This is a genomic window from Lacipirellula parvula (genome assembly GCF_009177095.1).
Taxonomy (GTDB): domain Bacteria; phylum Planctomycetota; class Planctomycetia; order Pirellulales; family Lacipirellulaceae; genus Lacipirellula; species Lacipirellula parvula.
On the sequence record NZ_AP021861.1, the window covers coordinates 1,859,145 to 1,882,355 of the forward strand.

12 protein-coding genes are annotated in these 23,211 nt (G+C 64.1%); 5 read left to right on the forward strand and 7 right to left on the reverse strand.

The features are described from left to right. Positions 1 to 182: 182 nt before the first annotated feature. Both mutM and PLANPX_RS07185 read right to left on the reverse strand, forming a co-directional pair. A complete protein-coding gene (gene mutM / locus PLANPX_RS07180; protein WP_152098074.1) occupies positions 183 to 1,022 on the reverse strand; it encodes a DNA-formamidopyrimidine glycosylase in 840 nt (279 codons plus the stop codon). Positions 1,023 to 1,373: 351 nt separating this feature from the next. Further along, positions 1,374 to 2,693 (reverse strand): DUF1559 domain-containing protein, encoded by a 1,320-nt coding sequence (locus PLANPX_RS07185; RefSeq protein WP_152098075.1) that lies wholly within the window; start codon positions 2,691 to 2,693, stop codon positions 1,374 to 1,376. A 567-nt stretch (positions 2,694 to 3,260) separates the two neighbouring features. On the opposite strand from PLANPX_RS07185, the gene PLANPX_RS07190 reads away from it, so the two are divergent. The 5 genes from PLANPX_RS07190 (at position 3,261) to PLANPX_RS27205 (ending at position 12,576) form a co-directional block, all read left to right on the forward strand. Next, on the forward strand, positions 3,261 to 6,854 hold the full coding sequence (locus tag PLANPX_RS07190; protein WP_152098076.1) for a PD-(D/E)XK nuclease family protein: 3,594 nt from the start codon (positions 3,261 to 3,263) through the stop codon (positions 6,852 to 6,854). Continuing rightward, positions 6,851 to 10,501 (forward strand): UvrD-helicase domain-containing protein, encoded by a 3,651-nt coding sequence (locus tag PLANPX_RS07195; RefSeq protein ID WP_152098077.1) that lies wholly within the window; start codon positions 6,851 to 6,853, stop codon positions 10,499 to 10,501. The genes PLANPX_RS07190 and PLANPX_RS07195 overlap by 4 nt, the downstream gene beginning before the upstream one ends. Positions 10,502 to 10,513: 12 nt before the next feature. Then, positions 10,514 to 11,770: a CCA tRNA nucleotidyltransferase gene (locus PLANPX_RS07200; protein WP_152098078.1), complete on the forward strand. Its 1,257-nt coding sequence runs from the start codon at positions 10,514 to 10,516 to the stop codon at positions 11,768 to 11,770. 86 nt (positions 11,771 to 11,856) lie between these two features. Then, positions 11,857 to 12,366: a hypothetical protein gene (locus PLANPX_RS07205; RefSeq protein ID WP_152098079.1), complete on the forward strand. Its 510-nt coding sequence runs from the start codon at positions 11,857 to 11,859 to the stop codon at positions 12,364 to 12,366. 39 nt (positions 12,367 to 12,405) lie between these two features. Beyond that, complete coding sequence (locus PLANPX_RS27205; RefSeq protein ID WP_172991918.1) at positions 12,406 to 12,576, forward strand: hypothetical protein; 171 nt, start codon at positions 12,406 to 12,408, stop codon at positions 12,574 to 12,576. Positions 12,577 to 12,954: 378 nt separating this feature from the next. Here the strand turns inward: PLANPX_RS27205 and PLANPX_RS07210 are convergent, their stop codons facing one another. The 5 genes from PLANPX_RS07210 to PLANPX_RS07230 all read right to left on the reverse strand — a co-directional run bounded on the left by PLANPX_RS07210 (position 12,955) and on the right by PLANPX_RS07230 (position 23,078). Next, complete coding sequence (locus PLANPX_RS07210; RefSeq protein WP_232536317.1) at positions 12,955 to 13,527, reverse strand: DUF2585 family protein; 573 nt, start codon at positions 13,525 to 13,527, stop codon at positions 12,955 to 12,957. Between the two features lie 143 nt (positions 13,528 to 13,670). Beyond that, positions 13,671 to 14,708 (reverse strand): MSCRAMM family protein, encoded by a 1,038-nt coding sequence (locus tag PLANPX_RS07215; protein WP_152098080.1) that lies wholly within the window; start codon positions 14,706 to 14,708, stop codon positions 13,671 to 13,673. Positions 14,709 to 14,973: 265 nt separating this feature from the next. After that, the gene (locus tag PLANPX_RS07220) at positions 14,974 to 19,389 is read right to left on the reverse strand and encodes a DUF1549 domain-containing protein (RefSeq protein ID WP_172991919.1); all 4,416 of its coding nucleotides are present in this window, start codon (positions 19,387 to 19,389) and stop codon (positions 14,974 to 14,976) included. Positions 19,390 to 19,836: 447 nt separating this feature from the next. Further along, positions 19,837 to 21,279 carry a DASS family sodium-coupled anion symporter gene (locus PLANPX_RS07225; protein ID WP_152098082.1) on the reverse strand — a complete coding sequence of 481 codons (1,443 nt, stop codon included), beginning with the start codon at positions 21,277 to 21,279 and terminating at the stop codon, positions 19,837 to 19,839. 185 nt (positions 21,280 to 21,464) lie between these two features. After that, positions 21,465 to 23,078, reverse strand: coding sequence for a hypothetical protein (locus tag PLANPX_RS07230; RefSeq protein ID WP_152098083.1), 1,614 nt, complete (start codon positions 23,076 to 23,078; stop codon positions 21,465 to 21,467). Positions 23,079 to 23,211 lie beyond the last annotated feature (133 nt).

Here is a 23,211-nt window from a genome sequence, read left to right on the forward strand (position 1 = left end):
GTACCGGAATTACTAACCACCAAGACACGAAGGAGACGAAGACGCACGAAGGAATTTTAAGGTTTGGAAGAGTTGAGCGACGTCGTCGGCTTCTTCGTGTCTCTTGGTGCTCGTCGTGCCTTCGTGGTTAGAAATTTAGGAGCGACTTTTTATCACCGCTCCGGCCGGTCGTTGACCGGCGGCTACTTTTGGCACTTCGGGCAGTAGAAGGTGGAGCGTTGGGCTTGGACGATCCGCTCGATCGCGACGCTCACGCAGCGGGGGCAGGGATCGCCGGCCTTCGCGTAGACGCGGTGTTCGTTCTGGTAGCCGCCTGATTGGCTGAGGGCGTTGCGGTAGGTGCCGTCGCTGAGGGTGGAGCCTTCGTAGCGGATCGCCGTTTCCAGCACTTCCAGCGCCGCCGCGGCGATTGCTTCCCACTGCTTCGATTTCAGCGAGCGGCAGGTTCGCTCGGGCCCAATGCCAGCGAGGTGCAGAATCTCCGATGCGTACAAGTTGCCGATGCCGGCGACCGCTCGCTGATCGAGCATCGCGACCTTCACCGCCCGCTGCGAGGCGCCAAGCCGCTCGCGATAGAGTTCGGCCGTCATCACCAGGGCGTCGGGGCCGAGCGTGTCGAGGCCGTAGGCGGCTTCGTATTCGTCCGGGCTGAGGAGCCGAATTAGGCCAAGGCCGCGGCGATCCCAGTAGGTGAGTTGCTTCGCCGCGCCGCGCTTGCCCCGCAGGTGGAAGCGGACGCGGTTGTAAATCGGATCGGGCGGCTCGTCGAGCAGAAGTAGGCCGGTCATTCGCGGTTCGAAGATGATCGCATCGCCGCGGTCGAGCCAGAGGACGACCCGCTTGCCGGCGCGGCCGGTCCGCTCGACGCGGGCGCCTTCGACGCGGCGGCGGAACGGAGCGAGCCCCGGCGTGACAGAGATCGGCTTGCGCGGGCACGGAAGGAGTTCGAACCGCTCGATCGTCGTCCCGACGATCGGCTCGACGCCGCGACGCATCGTTTCAACTTCAGGAAGTTCGGGCATTGGTCAGTAGCCGCGGGTCAACGACCCGCCGGAGCAGTGATAAAAGCGGCCAGTTGCTGAAATACTTACCACGAAGGCACGACGAGCACAAAGGAACGCGAAGAAGAGCAAGCCGTTGTGCTCAACTCACTATCTTTTCGAATTCAGAATTCCTTCGTGCGTCTTTGTGTTCGTCGTGTCTTTGTGGTGAGCGTTATGGAGAGACGCTCCGGCCGGTCGTTGACCGGCGGCTGAGCGCAACAACCGGGGGGCGCATAAAAAACGCCGCGGAGAGGAACGGGCCTCTCCGCGGCGATCGTCGACTAACTCTTACTACCCCATCAGCACCAAGGCTGACGGTCGAAGCTGGCCTTATTCAGGCAACACTTCGCCGCCGGCACGGGTGATCTGAGCGAGGTAGGCATTGCGATCGGAATTCGCTTGGATGGCCTTACCATGGCCATCGCAGAAGCCGTGCAACACGATGTCGCCCGAGTGAGCGCTCGAGGGACCGAACATCCGTGAGTTCGGACCATGCGTCCACGGGGTTTGGTAGTAGAACGCCGACGTGCCGGCGACCTCCGGACCCGTCTTGGCGTCCTTGCTGTTGCCATTCTCGGCGGTGCCGCCGACCTTCTTGGCGTTTTGGCCGATGTTCAGAGCCGTTTGGCCGGCCGTGTCTGCGGCCTTCCAACGGAGCATCAGCGGCTGGCCAGTCGTGGCAGTCGGCGAATCGGCGGCCGTCAGCTTCTGGACCTTCTGGCCCGGGCCGCCGGGGTCGGCGCCGACGACGTACGACGAGAACCCGCTCACCCAGCTGGTGTAGTACTCTTCGCGCGATTCACCGAACATGATCGTGTTCGACGTCCCGTCACGAATGCTGGCCATCGAGGCGCCGCCCACCTTGCTGTAGGGGGTGCGGTCGGCAGCCGTCGTCAGGCTGTAGAACGCGATGGCGCCGTTGCCGCCGAGTTGCTTCGGCTTGCCGGCGGTCGGGATCGTGTCGAACGGAATCGCCGCGCTGGTGGCGCCCACGTCGGCAGCGCCCGTGCCAGATCCGTCGTTGTTCATGTGGGTCGAGGCGATGGCGACGTAGTTACCCACGGCGGCCTTCACGGCTCCCGTCGCACCGCCCGTAACCGATCCGGTGTAATACGTATTCTTCGACTCGTCGGCCCCAGGGAAGCTCGGGCACTTGAATGCTTCGATCTGCTGTTGAATAGCATCGCGAAGTTGTGGGGCAGCGGCATTCGGGTTGACGACGCACGCGTTGGCCCCCATCGGACCAGCCAAGAACTTACCGGGCTGGGCGTTAATCTGAGCGTCGCGCATCCGGTTGTAGAGGGCTTGCTGTTCGTTGAACGGCAATATCTGCACCAACCAGCTGTAGCCGTCGCCGTTGTTGCTGAGCGTACCGCGACGATCGTTGGGAGCGGTAAACTGAGCCGCCGTTGCGGTGCCGGGCAGGAATGGCGACGTCGACACGACCGGGAACTTCTCCTTGTTCGTGTCGGCGAAGTTCAACACAGCCAGGCTGATTTGCTTGATGTTATTCAAGCAAGAATTGCGGCGAGCCGCTTCGCGCGCGGCCTGAACGGCCGGCAGCAGCAGGGCGACGAGCACGCCGATGATCGCGATGACCACCAGTAGCTCGACGAGGGTAAAGCCTCGTACCTTTCTCTTTCTTTCCATCGTGGTACCTCCTTCAAGGGAAAAATGGAAATGAAAAAAAGAAAACGACCGACGGGGGGATAAATGGATTCCCGTCGGTATGAAAAACAGTCGAGGATCGCCCGCGACGCGCCGGGGGCGAAGAGGAGTTAGATGTCTCTGAAGCCGATAAGCCGGACCGGTTTTATGCGGGCCGATGGCTGAGAAAACGTCGCATGCCTCTTCACGCGCCGAGCACTCGCGATCGCTAACGTCGGAAAAGACGGTCGCAACGCTACTGCCCTAGCTGGAGCTTCCTGTACCGTAACAGTTTAGGCGAGTTTGGCCTGTGCTGTCAAATATCTGGCGGGGCGTCCTGCCTTGAATTTTGCTGCTTCCGTGCCGGAAAAACCCGCAATTGAAGATCGTGTGAAGGTCGGCCGGGCCGGCCTGCCTTCAAACTCAGTTGTGAGGGTTCAGTGGGCAGGGTTCAGGGTTCAGGGTTCACCTAGAAGACCGGGAGGCGACCTTTACTGGCCCCTAAACCCCGACCTTCGACTCCTCCTGCCACTCTTCTCGTCTCATCGGCTGACGGTGTACGATTCACCCATGGAAATGGATGCCAGACTGGTCGTCGCAATTGGGTTGAGTGGGGAGCCGCAACGGGCGGTCCTGCTGCGCAAGTACCGGGAAATGTTGCGGTTAGGGAGACTTGGCGAGCGGCGGCGGACGCTGTGGATCGCCCCCAGCCAGGCCGTGGCTCGGGCGGTTCGCGAGGAACTAGCCCTGGGCGGTGCGGGGGCGATTCTGGACCCCGGGGTGACCACCTTCGCCGGGTTTGCCGCCGGGGTGGTCCGCGACGGGGCTCGGCCGCTGCGGCCGATCTCGACCCTCCAGCGGCGTCGGTTGGTGCGACAGGTGATCGCCCAGGCTCAGGCTGAAGGGGCTCTCAAATACTTCGCCCCGGTCGGCGGCTCGTCGGGGCTGGTCAATCTGGTCGACGAGACGATCGCCCGGCTGCGGCGACGGGATAAGCCGGCGAAGGATTTTGCCCGCCGGCAGAAACGGGGGACGCCCCGGCAGCGGGAACTCGCCGGGCTGTACGCCGCCTACGAGCAGTGGCTCGACGACCAGCGGCTGGTCGACGCCGAGGGGATGTTCCGGGCGGCCCGGGACCGGATGCTGGCGGAGCCGGCGGTGGCGACGGGCATCGAACTCGCGGTCGTCGACGGGTTCACCGAGTTCACGGCGCCGCAGTTGATGATGCTGCAGTTGCTGTCGCAACGGGCGTCGCAGGTGGTGGTGACGCTACCAGGCGAGGCGGGGGAGGGGGAGCGGCGCGATTTGTTTGCGCGGACGATCGCCACGCGGCAGGAGCTTGTTGAGGAACTGGGCGCCGCTCCGCTTTTCGACAACGAACAGTTAGCAACATACCTCGCCGCTACGGCCCCCGCTGCTCACAGCCTTCCCCCTTCCTCCTTCCGCCTTCAGCATTCTTCTGGTTGGCCCGCACTCGATCACCTCCGCCGCAATCTATTCCGCAGCTACCGTCAACTAGAGTCGCCGACGGACGACGCGCTTGCCACGCTCAACCGGTTCCACATCATCGCGGCGAGCAGCGTACGGGCCGAGATCGAAGAAATCGCCCGCCGCGTGAAGTTGCTGCTCGTCGCGGGCGCGGCGCCGAGCGAGGTGATGGTGGCGTTCCGCTCGACGTACGACGTGGCCGATCGCGTGCGGCAGGCGTTCGACGATTTTGGCATTCCGTATTACCTCGATGCGTCGCGCAAGCTCAACGCGACGCCGCTCGTGCGGAGCTTGCTGAATGTGCTGCGACTCGTGCCGGAGGATTGGGCGTATCGGCGGCTGCTGCATGTGGTGGGGGATCGCTCGATCGGCTGGTGGGATGGTGACAAAGGAGAGAGTGGAAAGGGGAAAGGGGAGGGGGCTGACGGATCGGTGCGCGGGGGCGTCGAGTGGCTGGTACGGCAGGCGCAGTTGCCGACGGGGCGCGAGGCACTGCTGGAACTGGTGGGCCAGGCGCCATCAGCAGAGCAAGCTGCGGTCGCCGAAACTGTCGTGCCGGTGAAGCAGAGCAAACGCAAGCCAGCGGCGAGTTCCAAAGCCGATGACCACTTGCCGTTGTTCGATGACGATCCGTTTGGCGACGAACCTGCGAGCAGCAGCGCTTCAGACGACGATCCCTTTGGCGACGACCTACCCGCGAAAGCGGCGCCGCCAACTTCGCGGCTGCTGCAAGAACTCGCGCTGCGTGGATTCGACAGCGCCGCGGCGGCCGAGCGGTTGCACGGGTTCGCGGCCGCTCTTAGTGATCTGCCCGGGCGAGCGACGATCGGCCGCTGGACCGAACTGCTCGAGGCGTTTATTCGCCGGCTCGGGTTGTTCGACGTCGACGATGGGGCAGAACGTAACCCGCGGCGCGAGTGGGCGATCCTCCTCGAAGGTCTGCAATCGGCGGCGCACGTCGATGCGTGGGCCGGCGACGAGCCGACGAAGCTCAGCCTCGATGAGTTGATTGACCTCATCGCGACGACCGCCATCGAGTTACCGGCGCCTGAGCCGCGCGAAGCGACCGGTTGCGTGCAGGTGCTTGGCGCCGAGAGCTTACGCTTCCTGCGGCCGCGGCATCTCTTCCTCGGCGGGCTGAGTGAGCAAGCGTTTCCGGCAGGCCGCCAAAGCAACGCGGCCGACGAGGAAGCAACCGACGGCGCCGCGGCTGCTGAGCTATCGGCGGCCGCAAGCGACGAGATGCTGCTCTTCTTCCAGACGGTCACCGCGCCGACGGAGACGCTCACGCTCAGTTTCCCGGCGCTTGACGCGAAGGCACAACCGCTGCCGCCGAGCCCATTTCTCATGGAACTGCGGCGGGCGTTCGGCGGGCACGACATTAAGACAACAACACAATCGCTTAGCTACGAGCACCAACATGGCGACGTGCCGTTGTCGCGAAGCGACGTGCGGCGGCATGCGGTTCTCGACGCGCACGATTCCGCGCGGCACGACGCGAAGTTGCTCGCGGCACTCGTCCGTTCGCCGCAGCATGGCGGCGTGGGCGGTTCGATTCTCGAAGGCATCAACGCAGTTGCAGGCCGCGGTGATCGCAAGGTCTTCGGCGAGTTCGAAGGGATCTTCCTTTCGAACGACGCCCGCGCGCGGCTCGCGGCTTACTACGGCCCCGATTACATCTGGAGCCCTAGCCGACTTGAGACATATGCAGCTTGCCCGTTTCGCTTCTTTGGCGAGCATCTGTTGAAGCTCGAGGCGTTGCCGGAACTTGCGCTCGAGAACGACCTTGCCCGTCGGGGCAGTCTGCTGCATGAGACGCTCGCGCGGCTGTACGCGGTGATCAACGAACTCGCGGACAAGGGCTCCGCGCCGTTGCCCGTAGAGGTGGCGGAGAACTTTCAGGTGATGCTCGACCGCGTTGTCGGCGAACGGCCGCGGCGGGGGCTTGATCGGGCGCTCGTCGAAATCGAACGCCGTCAGATCGCCGCGTGGGCCGAGCAGTTCGCCCGTCAGCATGGCGACTACTCGGTCGCCTGGCCACAGGTTGATAGCCCGCTGAAGGCAACGTACTTCGAAGCCCGCTTCGGGCCGAAGAACAAACGTAGCGAATCAACCGACGATGCGACGCTGTCGACCGACAAGCCGTTTGAGCTGAAGATCAAGGAGGAGCAGATTCGCTTCACCGGGCAGATCGACCGTATCGACGTCGGCCGCGTCGGCGGCGTTACCGTTTTCAATGTGATCGACTACAAAACGTCGGCGAAGCAGCGCGTCGACGAGGCGAAGATGCGAGCCGGCACGCAGTTGCAGTTGCCGCTCTACGCGATGGCGGTGGCCGAGTTGCTGCTGGCCGAGCAGGAAGCGGTGGGACTGTCGGCGGGGTACTGGAGCATTCGCGGCAAGGGATTCGGAGCTGGCTCGCGTTCAGGCGGGCCGCTGACGCTCGCCGAGGTGGAAAAGGGCGTGTTGCGTGAAGCGGCGCATTGGCCGGAACTGAAGGGGGCGCTCTTGCAACGCATCGGCGAGATTGTCGACGGCATCCGCCATGGGTGGTTCCCCGTGTACAACGAAGACAAAGACTGCGGCACGTTTTGTCCGTTCAGCACCGGCTGCCGGATCGCGCACGTGCGGAGCCTCGAGAAACGGTGGATTCCACCGGTGGAGGTCGACGCATGAGCAAGTCGACGGCCCCCGTTTCAAAACTCACCGACCAGCAGCGTGCGGCGCTCGACGCCCGCGACCGCTCCGTTTCGCTTTCCGCCGGCGCCGGCTGCGGCAAGACGTTCGTGCTGACGGAGCGTTTCCTCTCGCACGTCGATCCGACGCAAGTTGAGCGGGCGGAGCTGAATGAAATCGTTGCCATCACCTTCACCGACGCCGCAGCCCGCGAGATGCGCGAGCGGATTCGCAACCGTTGCTTCCAGCGGTTGCAGGCGGCGGGAACTGAAACCGAGTCAGCGGCGTGGCAACGCTTGATGCGGTCGATGGATAGCGCCCGCATTAGCACGATCCACTCGTTCTGCACGCAGCTGCTGCGGGCGCACGCGGTGGAAGCGGGGCTCGATCCGCAGTTCGAAGTTCTCGACGCCGCGACGGCGGAACTCGTGAAGCTCGAGACGGTCGACGATCGGCTGCGGGCTCTGCTGCTCGAACGGAACGAAAGCGTGCTCGATCTGGCGGCGAAGCGCGGCCTCGATCGCGTTCGCACCGAAGTAGCGGGACTGGCGGGGCCGCTTGCGATGCCGGCGATCGAACGCTGGCGCCACGCGACCGTCGACGACGTCGTAGCCCGTTGGCAACAGTACCTGGCCGAAGAGGCGGCGCCGTCGGCGATTCCCGACCTGCTCGCCAGCGAAGAAGCCCACCGGTTGCGGTTGATCGCGAACCCAACGCTCGCGGAGAGCGACAAGCTTTATCGGCATCTCGACGATCTCAATCGGGCGCTGCAGTTGGTTTCCTCGACGGACGACGCGGAGGGCGACGCCGCGATCGCGACGCGAACGCCATCTGTGCTCGAGGCGAATCTCATGCTCGACAACCTCCGCGACATGGCGATGGTGAAGGGGAAGTGCACCGTCAAAGATTGGCGCGACGCCGAGGATTTCGAAGAGTACAAAAAGGCGTGCGAGGTCTTCCGCAAACGAGTCGACAAAAGTCTGCTGAAAAAGAAGTTCGACGAAACGGCGGCCCGCGAGACAGCGGCGCAGGGGCTCTCGTTGCTGCGACTCGTTGGCGACGTGACCGAAACGCTCGAACGCTCGAAGTCGCGGCGCAACCAATTGGAGTTCGACGACCTGCTCGCCCGCGCCCACCGCTTGCTCACCTCGCCGACGAACGCGGCGATTCGCAAGGAACTCGCCGGCAGCACGCAGCTGCTAATGGTCGACGAGTTCCAGGACACCAACCCGCTGCAGGTTGAAATCATCCAGGCCTTCTGCGGCGACGATTGGCGCGAGCGGGGACTGTTCGCGGTCGGCGATTTCAAGCAGTCGATTTATCGCTTCAACGGCGCCGAGCCGCAGGTCTCGCTCAACCTCCGCAACGAATTGCCGCCGCCGGGGCGGCTGTCGCTCACCACGAACTTCCGCAGCCAGCCGGCCGTCACCAATTTCGTGAACGCGGTGTTCCACGGCGCGTTCGAGCAGTACGAACCGCTTGTCCCCAAGCGGGAGCAGGCGACGCCCGTGCCGGCGGTCGAGTTTCTGTGGACGCCGGGCGAGAACAGCCTCGCCGATGAGGAGGGCGCCGCGGCAGACCATGCGGCCGAGACGCTCGGCAAGAAACCGAAGAAAGGCCGCAGAGCCGGCGCCGCGCGCGACGCCCGTGCGGTCGAAGCGGATTGGATCGCTCGCCGGCTCGTACAACTCCTCAACTCCGACGAGCCGGTGGTCGTCGACATGATCAACAACGTCGCGACGCCGCGCAAACTAAAACCGGGCGACGTGGCGATCTTGCTCCGTACGCTTAGCGATGCCCAGGTGTACGAAGAGGCGCTGCGGGCCCACAACCTCAGCTACTACCTCGCCGGCGGCCATGCGTTTTACTCGCAACAAGAAATCTACGATGTGCTGAATCTGTTCCGCGCCGTGGCGAGCGAAGTCGACGAGATCGCACTCGCCGGCGCGTTGCGGAGTCCGCTTTTTTCGTTGACGGATGAAACACTCTACTGGCTCGTCGAGCGGCACAAGTCGCTCAACGGCGCCCTTGCCGCGGCCGAACGGCTGCCGGCGGAGCTTGAAGCTGGCGAGGCGGTGAAAGTCCGCCGGGCCGCGGCGACGATCAACAAACTGCGACTCGAGAAAGATCGGCTGCTCGTCGCCGACCTGTTCGCGTTGGCGATGGAGCGGACCGGCTACGACGCCGTGCTGCTCACCGAGTTTCTCGGCCCGCGCAAGGCGGCGAACATCGAGAAGCTGATCGAGCAGGCCCGCACGCTCGACCGCAGTTCGCCCGGCGACCTGCCTGGGTTCATCACGCAGCTGTCGGAGTTCGTCTCCCGCGCGCCGAAAGAAGCGCTCGCGGCGACGCAATCCGAGGGGGGCGACGTCATCCGCATCATGACGATTCACTACTCGAAGGGGCTTGAGTTTCCGCTAGTGGTGCTCCCGGATCTCGATCGCCAACGCAACGCCGGCACAACGACGCCGGTGCTCGACGCGTCGCTCGGCCCGCTCGTGCCGTTGCCGTCGGACGAGCGCGAGGGGCTCATCGGCATGGATCTCTACCGCTATGCCGAGGGAGTGGAAGACCTCGCCGAGCGACGGCGGCTGCTGTACGTCGCCTGCACGCGGGCGGCCGACTACTTGCTCATCAGCAGCAACATCGACGATCCCGAGAATCCCAAACGCGATCTGCTGCAGCTGATCGATCAGCAAGTGAGCATCGTCGACGGTTCGCTGCGGCAGCCGCTGCCGCCAGGGTACGCGGCGCCGCAGATTCGTGTGACGGACGAACTGCCCGAAGTGGCCGAGGCGAAGGGAACGCAGTCGCGCGGTTCGAATCTCGACAAGTTGGTGGCAAGCGTCCGCCAACTCGCGACGAAGAGTAGCGGCGCGTTGCCGCGAGGCAGTGAACCGATTCCTGCCGACGCGCGTGCGAGGAGAAGGTTTTCGTTCTCGCAACTAACCGGGGCGCTAGCGGTTGCCCGCGAGGCTGATCTCGCAGGAGCGGATGACGGAGAAGGGCTGGCTGCTAATTCGCTCGGCTTGGAAAAGGGAGATCGCGAAGGGAAGCTGCTCGGTACGGTCGCGCACGCGGCGCTCGAACGGATTGATTTCCGTCAGTCGGAAGAGGCCCGGGCTTTCTGCCGGTCGATTGCCGCGCTGATGCCCGATGCCGTGCCCGAAAAAACAGTGGAGCGGGCTGCCGATTTGGTCGAGCGGTTCCTGCAATCCCCGCGGGCGGCGGAGTTGGCGGCGGCGAAGATCGTCCGTCGCGAAGTCGAGTTCCTGCTGCCGTGGCCGCCAGCAGAGGAGGGGGGGAAGTCGCCCGCCGACGCAGAAACCGCCCAGCGTTACTTCCACGGCTACATCGACTGCCTCTACCAAGGCGCCGACGGCCGCTGGCGGCTGCTCGACTTCAAAACGAACCGCACGTCGGCGGGGAATTTGGATGCGGTCGCGAACCAATACGAGGCGCAACTGCTCGTCTATACCCTGGCGATCGAGCAAGCCCTCGGCGAGCCGCTGGCGGAAGTGGCGCTGGTGATGCTGGACTCGGAGGTCGAGCGGAAGTTCAATTGGGAGCAGCGGGCGCGAGCGGCGCATGTGAAGCAGATCAATCAAGCGATCGCCGGTTTACTTTCCCCGCCTGCACGCATTTAGTCTCGGAGTCTTGTGGACGCCCCAGTCAGTCAACGTGAATTTGCCCTCGACGTCGTTCGCCGCCTCCGCGATGCGGGACACGATGCGCTCTGGGCCGGCGGATGCGTTCGCGATCAGTTGCTCGGCATCCCACCGAAAGACTACGACGTGGCAACGAGTGCTCGCCCCGAGCAAGTCCGCGAGTTGTTCGGACATCGGCGGACCCTCGCGATCGGGGCGTCGTTCGGCGTCATCTCGGTGCTCGCCCGCAAGCCGCTCGATCCGATCGAGGTGGCGACCTTTCGCACCGATGGCATGTATCTCGACGGCCGGCGGCCCGAGTCAGTGGCGTTTAGCGACGCGCGGCACGACGCCCATCGCCGCGATTTTACGGTGAACGGGCTTTTCTTCGACCCCATCGCGGAAGAGGTCGTCGACTACGTTGGCGGCGTCGCTGATTTGGAGGCCCGCGTGTTGCGGGCGATCGGCGATCCGCAGCAGCGTTTTGTCGAAGACAAGCTTCGTTTGTTGCGAGCGGTTCGCTTTGCGGCAACGTACAGCCTCGCGCTCGAACCGGCGACGCTCGCCGCCGTGCAGTCGATGGCCTCGCAAGTTTCGCAAGTGAGCGGCGAGCGGATCGGCGCCGAGTTGCGGCGGATCGTGACGCACGCGTCGCGGGCACTCGGCGCCAGACTGCTCGCGCAAGCTGAACTATTGCCGCCGATCCTGCCCGAACTGGCGCCGCATGCCGCCGCCAACGATGCGCTCTGGCAGGCGGCGCTCTTACGACTCGAAACGCTGCCGAAGGCGACCGTCGCCTCGGGGTTGGCGGCGCTCTTCTACGGCATGATCGACGTGGCGCCCATGCGGGACGTTGGCCGACGACTAAAACTCTCGAACAAAGAGCTAGAGCGGGCGGCATGGTTGCTCGCGCAGTTGCCCGTCGTCATGGAGGCGGCGTCGCTCCCCTGGCCGCGGCTGCAGCGGCTGCTCGTGCACGAGGGAGCGCCTGAGCTGATGGAGCTTCTCGCGGCGAGCCTGCCGGCCGACGATGCGAGCCTGGTGCGCTGCGGTGCGGAACTCGCCCGCTCGCCGGAATCGCTCAATCCGCCGCCGCTCGTCACGGGCGACGACTTGCTGCGCAACGGCATTCGCGGCGGGCGGCACTTCTCGCCGCTGCTGGAATACTTGCGAGATCGGCAACTCGACGGCGAGCTCGCTTCGGTCGAGGAGTCGCTCGCGGCCGCCCGGAAATGGCTCGCTGAGCAGCCTACCGGCGACCAGCGGTAGACGAATCGCGGGCGGCGGCTTACGATCGAACCCCAGCGGCGCCAGCGTCGGCGCCAGTGGTTCATCAGCCCGCCGGAGCAGCGTCCATGTCTCTCTTTTCCGCAGATATCGACGCCCTGTCGCTTCTCGCCCAAGCCGCGGCGGATGCTCCGCAGATCGACGGCATGTTCGCCGTCCGGCTACTGAGCCGCATTTTCCACATCATGTTCGCAGTCATCCTCGGTGGCGGCCTGTTTTACCTCCGTGCAGTGCTCGCGCCGGCGGGCGTCGACGCCTGTTATGCTGGTCGTCGCGCTGTTTGGGCGCGGTGGGTCGGCATCGCGACGCTGTTTCTCATCGGCAGCGGACTCTTCAACTACATCACGTTCGTCCGCGAAGCGAAGGCGATGGGCGATCCATTGCCCTCGGCGTACCACATGTTGTTCGGCATCAAGTTTTTGCTCGCGCTCTTCGTCTTTTTCATGGCCGCCATCCTCGCGGGGAAAACCTCGCTGGCCGACAAGCTGCGTGCAAACATGGCGATGTGGCTGAACCTCACCTGGACGGCGGTTATGGCGATCATCATCATCGGCGCCCTGATGCGAACCTATCACTAATCGGCCGACGCCGCTCCACTCAACTCACGAGATCTCCTCATGGATAAGAAGGCAAAGAAGCGGATCGAAGTCATTCGTCAGAAGCTGGGGACGCTGCAGCAGCAACTCGCCGGCGCCAAGCAACAGCCCGACGATCCGCAAGAACCGGCCCGCCTGCAGGCGGAGATCGACAAGCTGCAAGCCGAGATGACGAAGCTCAAAGCGAGCTAAGATGCACCCTAGCCCCTGGCTCCGCCAGGGGGTGAGCTTCCATTCCGGCAGATTTTGCTACGGTTTTACGAATTGCCGCGCAAAGCTTCCGGCTTGAGCGTGTGGCTGGTCAGCGCAGCTGCGAACGCCGACGGCGTTCAGGCATCCAGCCCAGGGTTGATCGCCACGCGATCTACCCTGGGGCTAGCGACGAGTCGTTGTTGGCCAACCCTGAAAGGGTTGCATCGCTGTGCGACTAGACCGTCGTGATTCAACCCTTTCAGGGTTGCCGACGAATCGCGCCTGGTGCCCCAGGGTAGATTGCTGTCGCAATCAACCCTGGGCTGGTTGATTGAACGCCGTTGGCGTTCTTCTTGTCAACCACTGCCCACTGCCCACTTACTCGCCTAGCTGCCAGTTCTTAATCGCCTCTACCGGCCAGAAGAGCATCAGCACGTTGAGCAGCAGGCTGTCGCGGATCCAGAGGAGCAGCCCCGCTTCGATGCCGACGAACAGGGCGAGCGTCCACCGCCAGCCGATGCGGCCGGCCACGGCGAAGCCGATGACGCAGGCGAGCAAATCGCCGAGCGAGTTAACCACCGAGTCGCCTGTGTAGCCGAGCGCCGCCGTCGCTTCGCGATAGCGGTTGATGACGAATTCGGAGTTTTCGACGATTTCCCAGAGCGCTTCGATCGCCGTGGCCGTGACGAGCCGCCCCTGCCACGACCAGCGCGGGACGAGCCAGGCGAGCGCCCAGTAGAAGATCAGCCCGTGCTGAAAGTGGGTGAAGCTGTACGGATCGAGCAGATGCTGCGACGTATGGCTGCTGTTCGCGTCGGCGATCCAGAACAACAGGCGATTGCATTCGCAGAACCAGACGCGGCCTTCGAGGCGGACGACGAACACCATCGCCGCCGTAATGCCCGCGACGGCGAGCGCTCCCCAATGGCGGCGGATCGTGGCGTGCATCATTGCGAAAAAAAGATTAGACCCTGAGATCCCCTCCCCTTGATGGGGAGGGTTAGGGAGGGGTGATTGAAGCGGGTACCAGCGATCTACCCCCTCCCCAGCCCTCCCCTCAAGGGGGAGGGAGCCAGAAAATTTAAAGCAGCTCGTTAAGCCGCTGGCTTGCTGGCGACTTGCCGCCACGTCTCGGTGCGTTCGGCGGGAGTGCTTCCAGGTTGCGTGGCCGGCGGCGTCGCGACTTCAGCGACGGGCGGAGCGGCATGCAGCTCAAACGCCTGTTCGCGGGCAGCGTCTCGTTCAGCCGTTTCCGCTGGCTCTGCTTCTTCGTGACCGACCGGCGCAAATGCGGCGTCCGGTTGATCGTTCGTTGCGAAGGCGTCGAACAGCATTGCGAGTAGCTCGTACCCTTCGGTGATCGCGGCGTCGAGATCAAGCTTCAGCGAGTTCTGCACTTCGCCGCCGCCGGCGTATTGCTTGTCGGCGCGGCGCCGCGACAGCGGGCTTGCATCATCGGCGGCAGCCGCGGGCGACTCGACGACCTGTTGCTCAACGGTCGTGGCGACGGGCTGCGATTCCTCGATCGTCAGCGGCAGGACGAAACCGGCCCAGGGCGACGCCTGCAGCGGCGACTCCGGTTCGGGAATCGGCATGGGCGTTGGATTCGGCGCCGGCTCGTTGGGCGTCGGTTCCTCCGCCTCGTCGACCTGCGCGAAACGCTCGGCAAAATCGTAGCCGGTGAGATCAGCCCCCGGCATCACGACGATCTGGCTGATGAGATCGTTCGCTTCGTTCCAGCCGCCGCCGATGCCAAGCCACTCGGGGCCGTCGTCATAACCGACGGGCTGCGTTTCGCGGATCGCGTAGACGCCTGGTTCGAGCGCGGGGAAGTCGTAGCGTCCCTCGGCGTCGGTGAGCGTCTCGGCGACGACGCGGCCGTCGTCGGCGAGGAGTTCGATCCGCACGCCGCTGATGCCGGCGTCGCCGGCGGTCGGTTGGTCGTTCGCGGCGGAGACGGCGACTACGCGCCCGGCGATGCTGCCGGGAATAAAGAGGTCGCCATCCGGAATCATCCCGGAGTCTGCAGGTTGCTCCAACAGCGGCGGCGCCAAATCGACGGCCATCAACAGCCGCGATTCCATACGCTCCACGCGGCAGACGCGGCGACACGCTGGCGTGGAGGGTGGCATAGCGGAGGCAGGCGGCGGGAAGGGGCGGGCGACTGCGGATCGACGCCGACCAGCGCGCGGAGGCGTACCTCGGCGCGGGAGCGCGGCGTCTGCCGAGTCCTCATCGGACGAGGTCGCACGGAAGATTTAGCACGTGCGAAACCTTGACGATTGTGCCGATGCAAGCGGTACGACGAGACGGCGCGGCGGCGCAGTTGCTTACAGCACTCGTTTGCCAGCGTGCTGGCAATTGCATCGCAGGCGACATTACCGGCTGCGGTGCAGGTTAATGATTAAACAAGAACGCCGGGCTGTTGATGAGCGCCCAGGCGAGATCTTGCACTGCCGCGAGCCGCGGATTGGCGAGCAGGCGGGCCGCCTCTTCGAGCGAGCGATACTCGGCGTCGCTCTGCAGGTAATGGCAGAGCAGCTTGGTGCGTTCCGGCTCGCTCAACTCCCGCGCGGCGAGGAGGGCGCGCCACGGCGCCGGCTGCTCAGGCTGCGTGAGGGTGGCTTCGGCGGCGGTTGTGGCGATGCGGACCCGGCCAAGTAGATGGTTGCCGCCCAGGAACTGCTGATCGAGCTCGATGGTGATCCGCGTTCCCGCCCGCGCGACAAGCGGCCGCGAGAGCGTAAAAATCGCCGTGTGCGTTTGACCGAATTGCGGAGCGATCGCCCAGCCCGTTTCGACCTTGCCGTCGATGGCCCGCGCGACGTCGTACCCATCCTGACCAAAATCGGCCTCGGCGGTGCGGAATTTCAAGCGACGAAGTTTGCCGGGCGACGCCGCGTCGGACGCGAACGCCCGAATTTCACTGAGCACAAAGTTGCCGTCGGGCCCCCGACCAGGACCGCGGGCGGGAAATTGATCGTCGGCCAGCGTTTCCAGTCGAATCGCCCGAATCTCGCCAAGCGGGGCCTCGAACGTGAGCTTGTAAGTCCCCAGCCCTGTGCCGCCGGTGGAAACGATCGATCCATCGTCGGCGGCGGTGAGCGTAGCGCCCATGCTGGGCGTTGCTCCAAGTGCCGCAAGAGTCTTCCATTCGATCGGGCGATTCGCGGCACGCCACGCGTCGAAGCTTGGCTCAAGCGCCGCGGCCCGCTCGGCCACGGCGGTGGCGAGGCGAGCGCCTTCATCGCTGGGGGCGGCGAGCATCTCGGCGCCGGCCGCGCGTTCTTCCGCCGTTGGCGCTCGATTGAGCACCCGCATGAAGACTTCGTCGACGAGCGATCCGTCGTCCGCGGTTGCCGCGGTGAGCTTCGCCAATTCGCTGTCGGGATCGCTGATGGCCGCCGCGAACGTGGGGCCGTTGAGGAGCGCCATCACCGGACCGAGCTGCAGATCGCTGGATCGTTCGCACTCGCAGCCGCTCTCGCGGGCCGGTCGGCCGAGCTTCGATAGCAGGCCGCTTTCGACTTCGATCATTGAATCAGGCAGCGCCGCCGCCCGCGTTCCCGCCGGCACGCCGGGGAACTGCGACTTCGAGCCAACGACGCGGAACACGGCGTCGTACAGCGCCTCGGCCGGCAATCGGCGGGGAAGGGCGTGCGAGTAATTCCGCAGGTCGTCGGCGTTCCAGCGATTCGTCTGGTGCGACAGCTGGTACGTTCGCGAGTTGCAAATGAGGCGAATGAGTTGCCGCACGTCGAACTTGCTGACGACGAACTCGTCGGTGAGGTAGGCGAGCAGTTCGGGATTCGTCGCCGGGTTGCCGGCGCGGATGTCGTCGATCGGTTCGATGAGGCCGGCGCCGAGCAGGTGGGCCCACACGCGGTTGGCGTAGCTGCTCGCAAAGTATGGGTTGTCGGCGGAGGCGATCCAGTCGGCCGCCTGCTGGCGGAGCGTTTGATTCGCTTGCTCATTCTCGGTGCGGGGACTTTTCACCGGGAAGGGGAACTTGGCCGACGCCGGCTTGCCGGTGCGGAGATGCGTCATCACGCCGCCGGGAGTATCCGCGACAATTTCAAACAGCGGTTGCGCCGCTTCAACCGCCGAGCCCGCCACCGTGCGATCACCGCTCGCGGGATCCTTCTCCAGTTTCACGTCGGCGAAGTACGCCGCCCAACCGTAATAGTTATCCTGAGTCCACTTTTCAAACGGATGGTCGTGGCACTTGTTGCAGTTGAAGCGAACCCCGAGGAAGACCTGCGTCGAGGTCTCCGCCATCAGGTCGGGCGTGCGGAGCGCCTTGAAGTACGAACCAGCCGGATGCTCGCGATTCGAACCGGCGGCCGTGAAAATTTCGTGCACGAATTGATCGTACGGGCGATTCTCCGCGACGGCGGTGCGGATCCACTGGCGGAACCCCGCGGCGCCTTCGCTGCCGAGGAACTTGCCGTTCACCATTAAGAGGTCGGCCCAACGATTCGTGAAATGCTCAATGAAGTCGTCGCTGCCGATCAATTGATCGATGACGGCGGAACGCTTCGTCCGGCTATCGCGATCGTCGGCGAGGAAGACGCGAACCTGGTCGGCCGTCGGCGGCAGGCCGGTGAGATCGAGATGGATTCGCCGCAAGAATTCTTCGTCGGTGCAGAGTCCGCTTGCGGCGATCTTCATCCGCGCGAGCTTCGCGTCGACGAGTTCATCGATGTGGTTGTAAACCGGCTGCGGCTCCGCAGCGAAACCCTCGCGATCGCCCATCACGGTCAGCGTCGTCGCGGCGTAGGCGCCTTCGTAGCGGGCGAGCAGCGGCGCTTCGCCGCGGCGGATCGCGGTCACCTTGCCGGTGGCATCGGCGGTGGCCGTTTCGGTGTCGCCGCTTTCGATGAACGCGTCCTCGGTGACGTCGCGTTCGCTGCCGTCGCTGTAGCGGGCGATCACCTGCATCGCGAGCGTCGCGTCGGCGTCGTTCACTACCGGGTTTTGCGGGGCGAGTGCGATCGACACGACCCGCGGCGCCTCGGGATTGAAGCGGGCGCCCTCGGCGATCCAGCGACGCATGATTTCGTACCGCCGCGAACCGACTTCGGTGACGGCATTCCCGCCATGCGGTACCGCGCCGATGGCTTTCATCAGCATCAGGCTTGCCGCAGGATCAGCGCGGTTGATGCGGCGAGCGGCCAGATCGTCGGTGAGCGCACGATGATCGCCCAGCGGGTTGTACCCGCGGAGCGACAGCATAAAACCGTTCTGCCCTTCGCGCGAACCGTGGCAGGTGCCGGAGTTGCAGCCGAGTTTCGCGAGCACTGGCATCACGTCGGTGAGAAACTCGACCGGCGGTTGATTGGCGTCAGCGGCGATTGGCGCGGCGGCGTCAGCGGGCGCCAGTTCGAACGCATTGAACTCTGCCAACAGTCGTCCATCTTCGGGTGCGTGAATTCGCACCACGCCATCAGCCCCGCCGGTGACGAGGCCTTTGCCGTCAGGCTGAAACGCGATTGCGTACACCGGCGGCAACTCGCCCGTGGCGGTCGCGACGAGTTCCGCGCCTTCGCGGTTGTACGCTTCGATGCGGGCCTTCTCTTCGGGCGAACGTTGGTCGACCGTCTTCCCTTGAATCAGCTTCACGTCGTCTGGGGGCAGGAGCGCGTCGGGGACGTTGAACAACTGCACATGGCCGCGCCCCTCGTGGCTGCTGGCCGCGGCGAGCCGCGTCCCGTCGGGGCTGAACGCGATCGCAAAGATGCGGCCCGGCATCGCGGGGTAGGCCCGCACGAGGTTGCTGTCGTCGCCGATCTTGCGCTCGACGACGCGGTGTATCATGTAGGTGCGCGGAATCCCCTCGCCGCCGCCGACCGCCACGAGGTCGCGCTGCGGGTGGCGCGCGATCGCGAAGATCGGCCCCCCGGGCACGCCGGGCGAGACGGCGGTGATGTTGTCGACGAACCGGCCCGACGCCGTTTCAACGAGCTTAAGCGTCTGGTCGCGCGAGCCTGTGACGACATGCTTGCCGTCGACGGAGAACGCGGCGTCGAGCACCCAGTCGGAGTGGGCGCCTTGTTCGATTTGCTGGGCGCCATCGGCTGCCGCGACGACGCGGAGGTTGCTGTCGGATCCGCCGAAGGCGATCGACGCGCCGTCTGGGCTCCACGCAGCGCCGCTGAGCGTATCGGCGGTCGCAGTGCGCGAGACGAGCAACTCGCCGCTCGCGACGTCCCAGACTTGTAGCTCGCCCAACTCGCCCGGCTGACCGCCGACGACGGCGAGCTTCGACCCATCGGGCGAGAAGCGCAGCGATTCGATGCGCGACGACAACCCAATCAGGCGACGCACAACGACGCGCTCTCCCTGGGCGGCGGCTTTCGCATCGAGCAGTAATGTTTCGTTAACGCCCGAGACGGCGAGCAGCGTGCCATCTGGAGAAACGTCGAGCGCGGTGATCGTCGCCGGCTTGCTGTAGGTCGGCGGATGTTCGGCGTCGAAATGGGGTCGGTCCGACTCGGCGTCGATCTTCGCGCCCTCGACGATCCAGCGGCGCACGAGGGCGATCTGTTCTGGAGCGAGCGGCTTGCCATCTTTTGGCATCGCAGCGGAGCCGGTTTCATCAGGCGTGATTTGCGCGAGCAGCTCGCTCGCGTCGACGTCGCTTGGCGTGACGACGGCGAGACCGCTATCGCCTTCGCCGAACAAGCCTGCACGGGCCGTCAGATCGACGCCCCCTTCCAGTCGCGCCGGCTGATGGCAACCTTGGCAATTAGCCCGCAGAATCGGCAGCACTTCGCGCTGATAACTGACCGGCGCGGGCTCAGCGGGAGACACAACGTCCCCACGGGCAGCGCTGCCGATGGTTAGCAGCGCGCATAGCACTGCAATGAAACGAAGATGCGGCAACCTGAGAGGACATTCCGGCATGAAGAGAGACCTGCAGCAGCGGGCCAAAACGACTCTTCGATTATAACCGGCCTGCCGAAAAAGGGGCGATTTCTCTACCGCGGCAGGCTCTCGGGGGAACCGTTAGAGCCGGTAAATCCCGACCTGAGCGGTGCGGGGGAGCGGGAAGTTTTTAACCACGAAACACACGAAAGGAACGAAAAGGAAGACGGGGGAGCACCGCTGATGGACGCTGATTAACGCTAATGAAAGAAAATAAATAATGCACTCAATGCAATTGATTAGCGAGCATTAGCGCTTATTAGCGGTGTACTTCCACGCAATTCCCTTTCGTTCCTTTCGTGTGTTTCGTGGTTAATCCCCTCCCCGAATTTCTCACCACCACCCAATCAGCTTCCAATACGGCAGCCCGATGCCGAGCCACACGACGAGGTGGAAAATCGCCACGCCGAAGCCGACGGCGAACCAACGGCGGGTCGTCACGTAGTCGAACCCCGAGTAAATGACGACCTGTCCGGTGGAGTAGTTCGTCAGGCAGCCGCACAGGTTCGAAAAGTACGAAATCATCGGAATAATCAGCATCGCGGGGCTGCCGGCGGCATGGGCGACGACGAAAAACGCCCCCGCCATCGCCATAATATGGCCGGTCATCATTGAGAAGGCGTACATCGAGAAGAAGTAAATCAGCCCGAGCGCCACGGCGGCAGTAACTCCATGCAGGCCGACCACCTGGTCTTTCATCAACGCGGCAAACCAGTCGATGACGCCTTCGCTCTTGAGGTACTTCGCCATGCCGACGAGGCCGCCGAGCCAAATGAGCGAATCCCACGCGGCACGATCGCCGGTGAGGTCGGTCCAGCGGTCGATATTCAGGATGAGAATGACGGCAATCCCGGCGAGCGCGATCCCCGCGGCGTAGACGCCGTGGTAAGGTTCGAGCGCCCAGGCGATCACCATCGCCACGAGCAGCAAGCCGACGGCGATTTGCTTGCCGCTCCAGGGGCCCATCGCCTTCAGTTCGTCGACCGCCTCCTGCCGCGCCTCGGGCGAGTGAGTGAGGTCAGGCCTATGGAGTTTGAACAAGATCCACGGCAGCAGCGCGAAACCGACCAGTCCCATCGGCCAACTGCCGCGAAGCCAATTCATCCAGTCCCAATCGTCGACGCCGAGTGCATCGCGGGCGAAGATTGCGAGTTGCGGGTTCGCCGCCATGCCGGTGAAGAACATTGCCGACGCGATCAGATTCGCGTGGGCGCCGCAGAGCACCAGATAGCCGCCGGTGCGGCGACGTTCGCCGTGGGGCGTGGCGCCGAGCGCAAGGGCGAGCGAATTGACGATCGGCGCCATCACCGCGCCGCCGCGGGCGGTGGCGGCGGGAATGATCGGGCCGAGAATCAACTCGCTGCCGGCGATCGCATAGCCAAGCCCGAGCGTCGTTTGCCCCAACGAGCGGATGAGCATCAGCGCGATCCGCCGGCCAAACCCGGTGCGGACGACCGTTCCGGAGAGCAGGAAGGCCGCCACAACCAGCCAGACCGTCGCATCGGCGAAGCCGCTCAGCATCCCCTCGACCGCCTTCGCGCCTGTGCCGAACGCGCCGGCAAACAGCAGCGTCAGCAAGGCAACGAGAACGAGCGGCCCCATCGCCAAGGGGCGCGTGAGAAAGCCGACGATCGTCGCGATGAAGACCGACGCAAACCACCAGGCATTCGCCGTGAGTCCGTCCGGCGGTCCGGCGGCAATCATGCCGCCGCCAACAACGAGCACTGGGGACCAACGGGCTAACGAATCGCCTAGATGGCGCGAGGAGTCAGACAAGGCACGGCTCCATGCGCAGAGCGGCAGGAAAAGGCGGACGAGGACGGGAAGCAGCCAAGTAAAATAGCGTGGCGAAGAAGCAATCTCTTCGCCACGCTCTGGAGTTGTTCGGGCGAACGCCCACCATGCTACTGAAATTCGCTGGAGCTAACACCCCTCGACTTCAGTTTGTTTCGACGCGAACGCTACTTGGGCAAGGCGTCAGTCGGATCGATCAGCGTATCGTCTCGTTTGATTTTTCCCTCGCGCGCGTGCTGCTTTTCAATTGCAGCGTCGTACTTGCGCGTCTGATCGTTGATTTCCAGCAATTCCCATAGCGCAAACCGTTCTGCGACATCGTCGTCTTCGAGGCTCTGGTCGAGCTGCTCAAGCACCTTCGCGTATGCGTCGACGAATTCCATCAGGTCGCCGCCAGTCGTCGAATCTTTCGGCATTTCCGGGAACTGGTCGAGTGCTTTGCCCCATTCCACGAAGCATTGCTCGTACAACTCCGCGGCTTTCTTCGGGTCGCCGTCTTTGAACGTGAGCGCCGCCTGATGGGCGAGTTCGCGAGCCTTCAGCGATTCGGGCGATTGCTCCAGGTCGCAACGGATCCGCCAATATTCGTAGTTCGCCACGTCCCGGTTGCTGGCAATCAGATTGGCGCGACGATTTGCGTCTTCAATGCGGGTGGCCAAGCTTTGCGCCAGCGCGGCCTTCTCCGGCTGCTCTTTCGCGATTCTCGCGGCAATCTTCGGGACGGAGAAGTCCATCATTGCCGTCGCCTCTTGTTGCCACTTCTGTTCGTCCGCCGTTGGATTGATCGGCGACGCCTCCCACACGCGGCGCTGTTCGGGGGTCAATTGGGCCTGTGCGTCATCTTTCATCTTCTGCTCAACGCCCGGGCTCAACTCGTCGAGTTGATTGCGGAGCCGGGCCGCTTCGAGCTTCCACTTGGTTTCGTCAGTAAGCCGGATCATGAAGTCGTCGGTCGACTTCATTTCGCGGTCGCCGTACTCTTTCCACAGCCGCGCTCCTTCGCGCCACGCGCGTTTCGCCGTTTCGCCAAAAGTGCCTTCTTCCTCAAGCGCTTCGGCATGGCTGATCTGGGAACGCGCCGGCGAATCGAAGAAGGTCGTCGGGTTCATCGTGGAAAGGGATTGCCCCTTCTCGTCGATAGACGCGATGGCTTGCTCGTACCAGCGCTTCGACGCCAGCCAGTTGTCCCGCAGCGCCGGGTTGTCGTCCGGGTTGAGTTCTTCGTCGAGCTTATACAGCTTGCGATAGATTTCGTGCTCATCGGCGCGGCCGACCTTGTTGCCGGTGAACCAGCCGAGGTCGTCGAGCAAACGGGGATGGTCGCGGTTGTAGCCGACCCCTTCGAGCAGGTACTGAATTCCCTGCTTCACGTAGTAGAAGCGGTCGCGAACGTTGTCGAGTTCTACCGAGACGTTGTACGACAGATTCCAGGCCTGATACTGCCACACCTTGATGAAGTAAGGCTGCAGACGGGCGAGTTGTTCGAGCGTCGACTGGAACTTCGTCCAGTCTTCTTTCTTTTTCATGTCGTTGGCATGTTGCCAAAGCAACGTCACGGCGATGCCGCGAAGGCCGAGCGTCGCCAGACGGATTGTTTCGCTCGCAGGATCGATGGCGCCGAGGTCGGCTTGACCCAGGCGAGCGTCGGTTCGCTCCTTCGCCAGCACGCCGCCTTGATCGCCCGGGCTGGAGGGCCGGCCGAGCCAAACGATCGGCGCCGCGATCATCATCAGGATGAGCAGGTAGACGATCTTGCGGAAGGCGGAGCTGTTGGAATTCATCGCTTACCTCGGTAGGTCGGGCTTTCAGCCCGACGTGTAGGTTAGGCTTTCAGCCTGACTACGTTTGACTTCGCTTTGTCGTTAAGTTGCACGGAGCTAGCTCTCCTTCGCAACAGCGACGACTTTGGTTCGA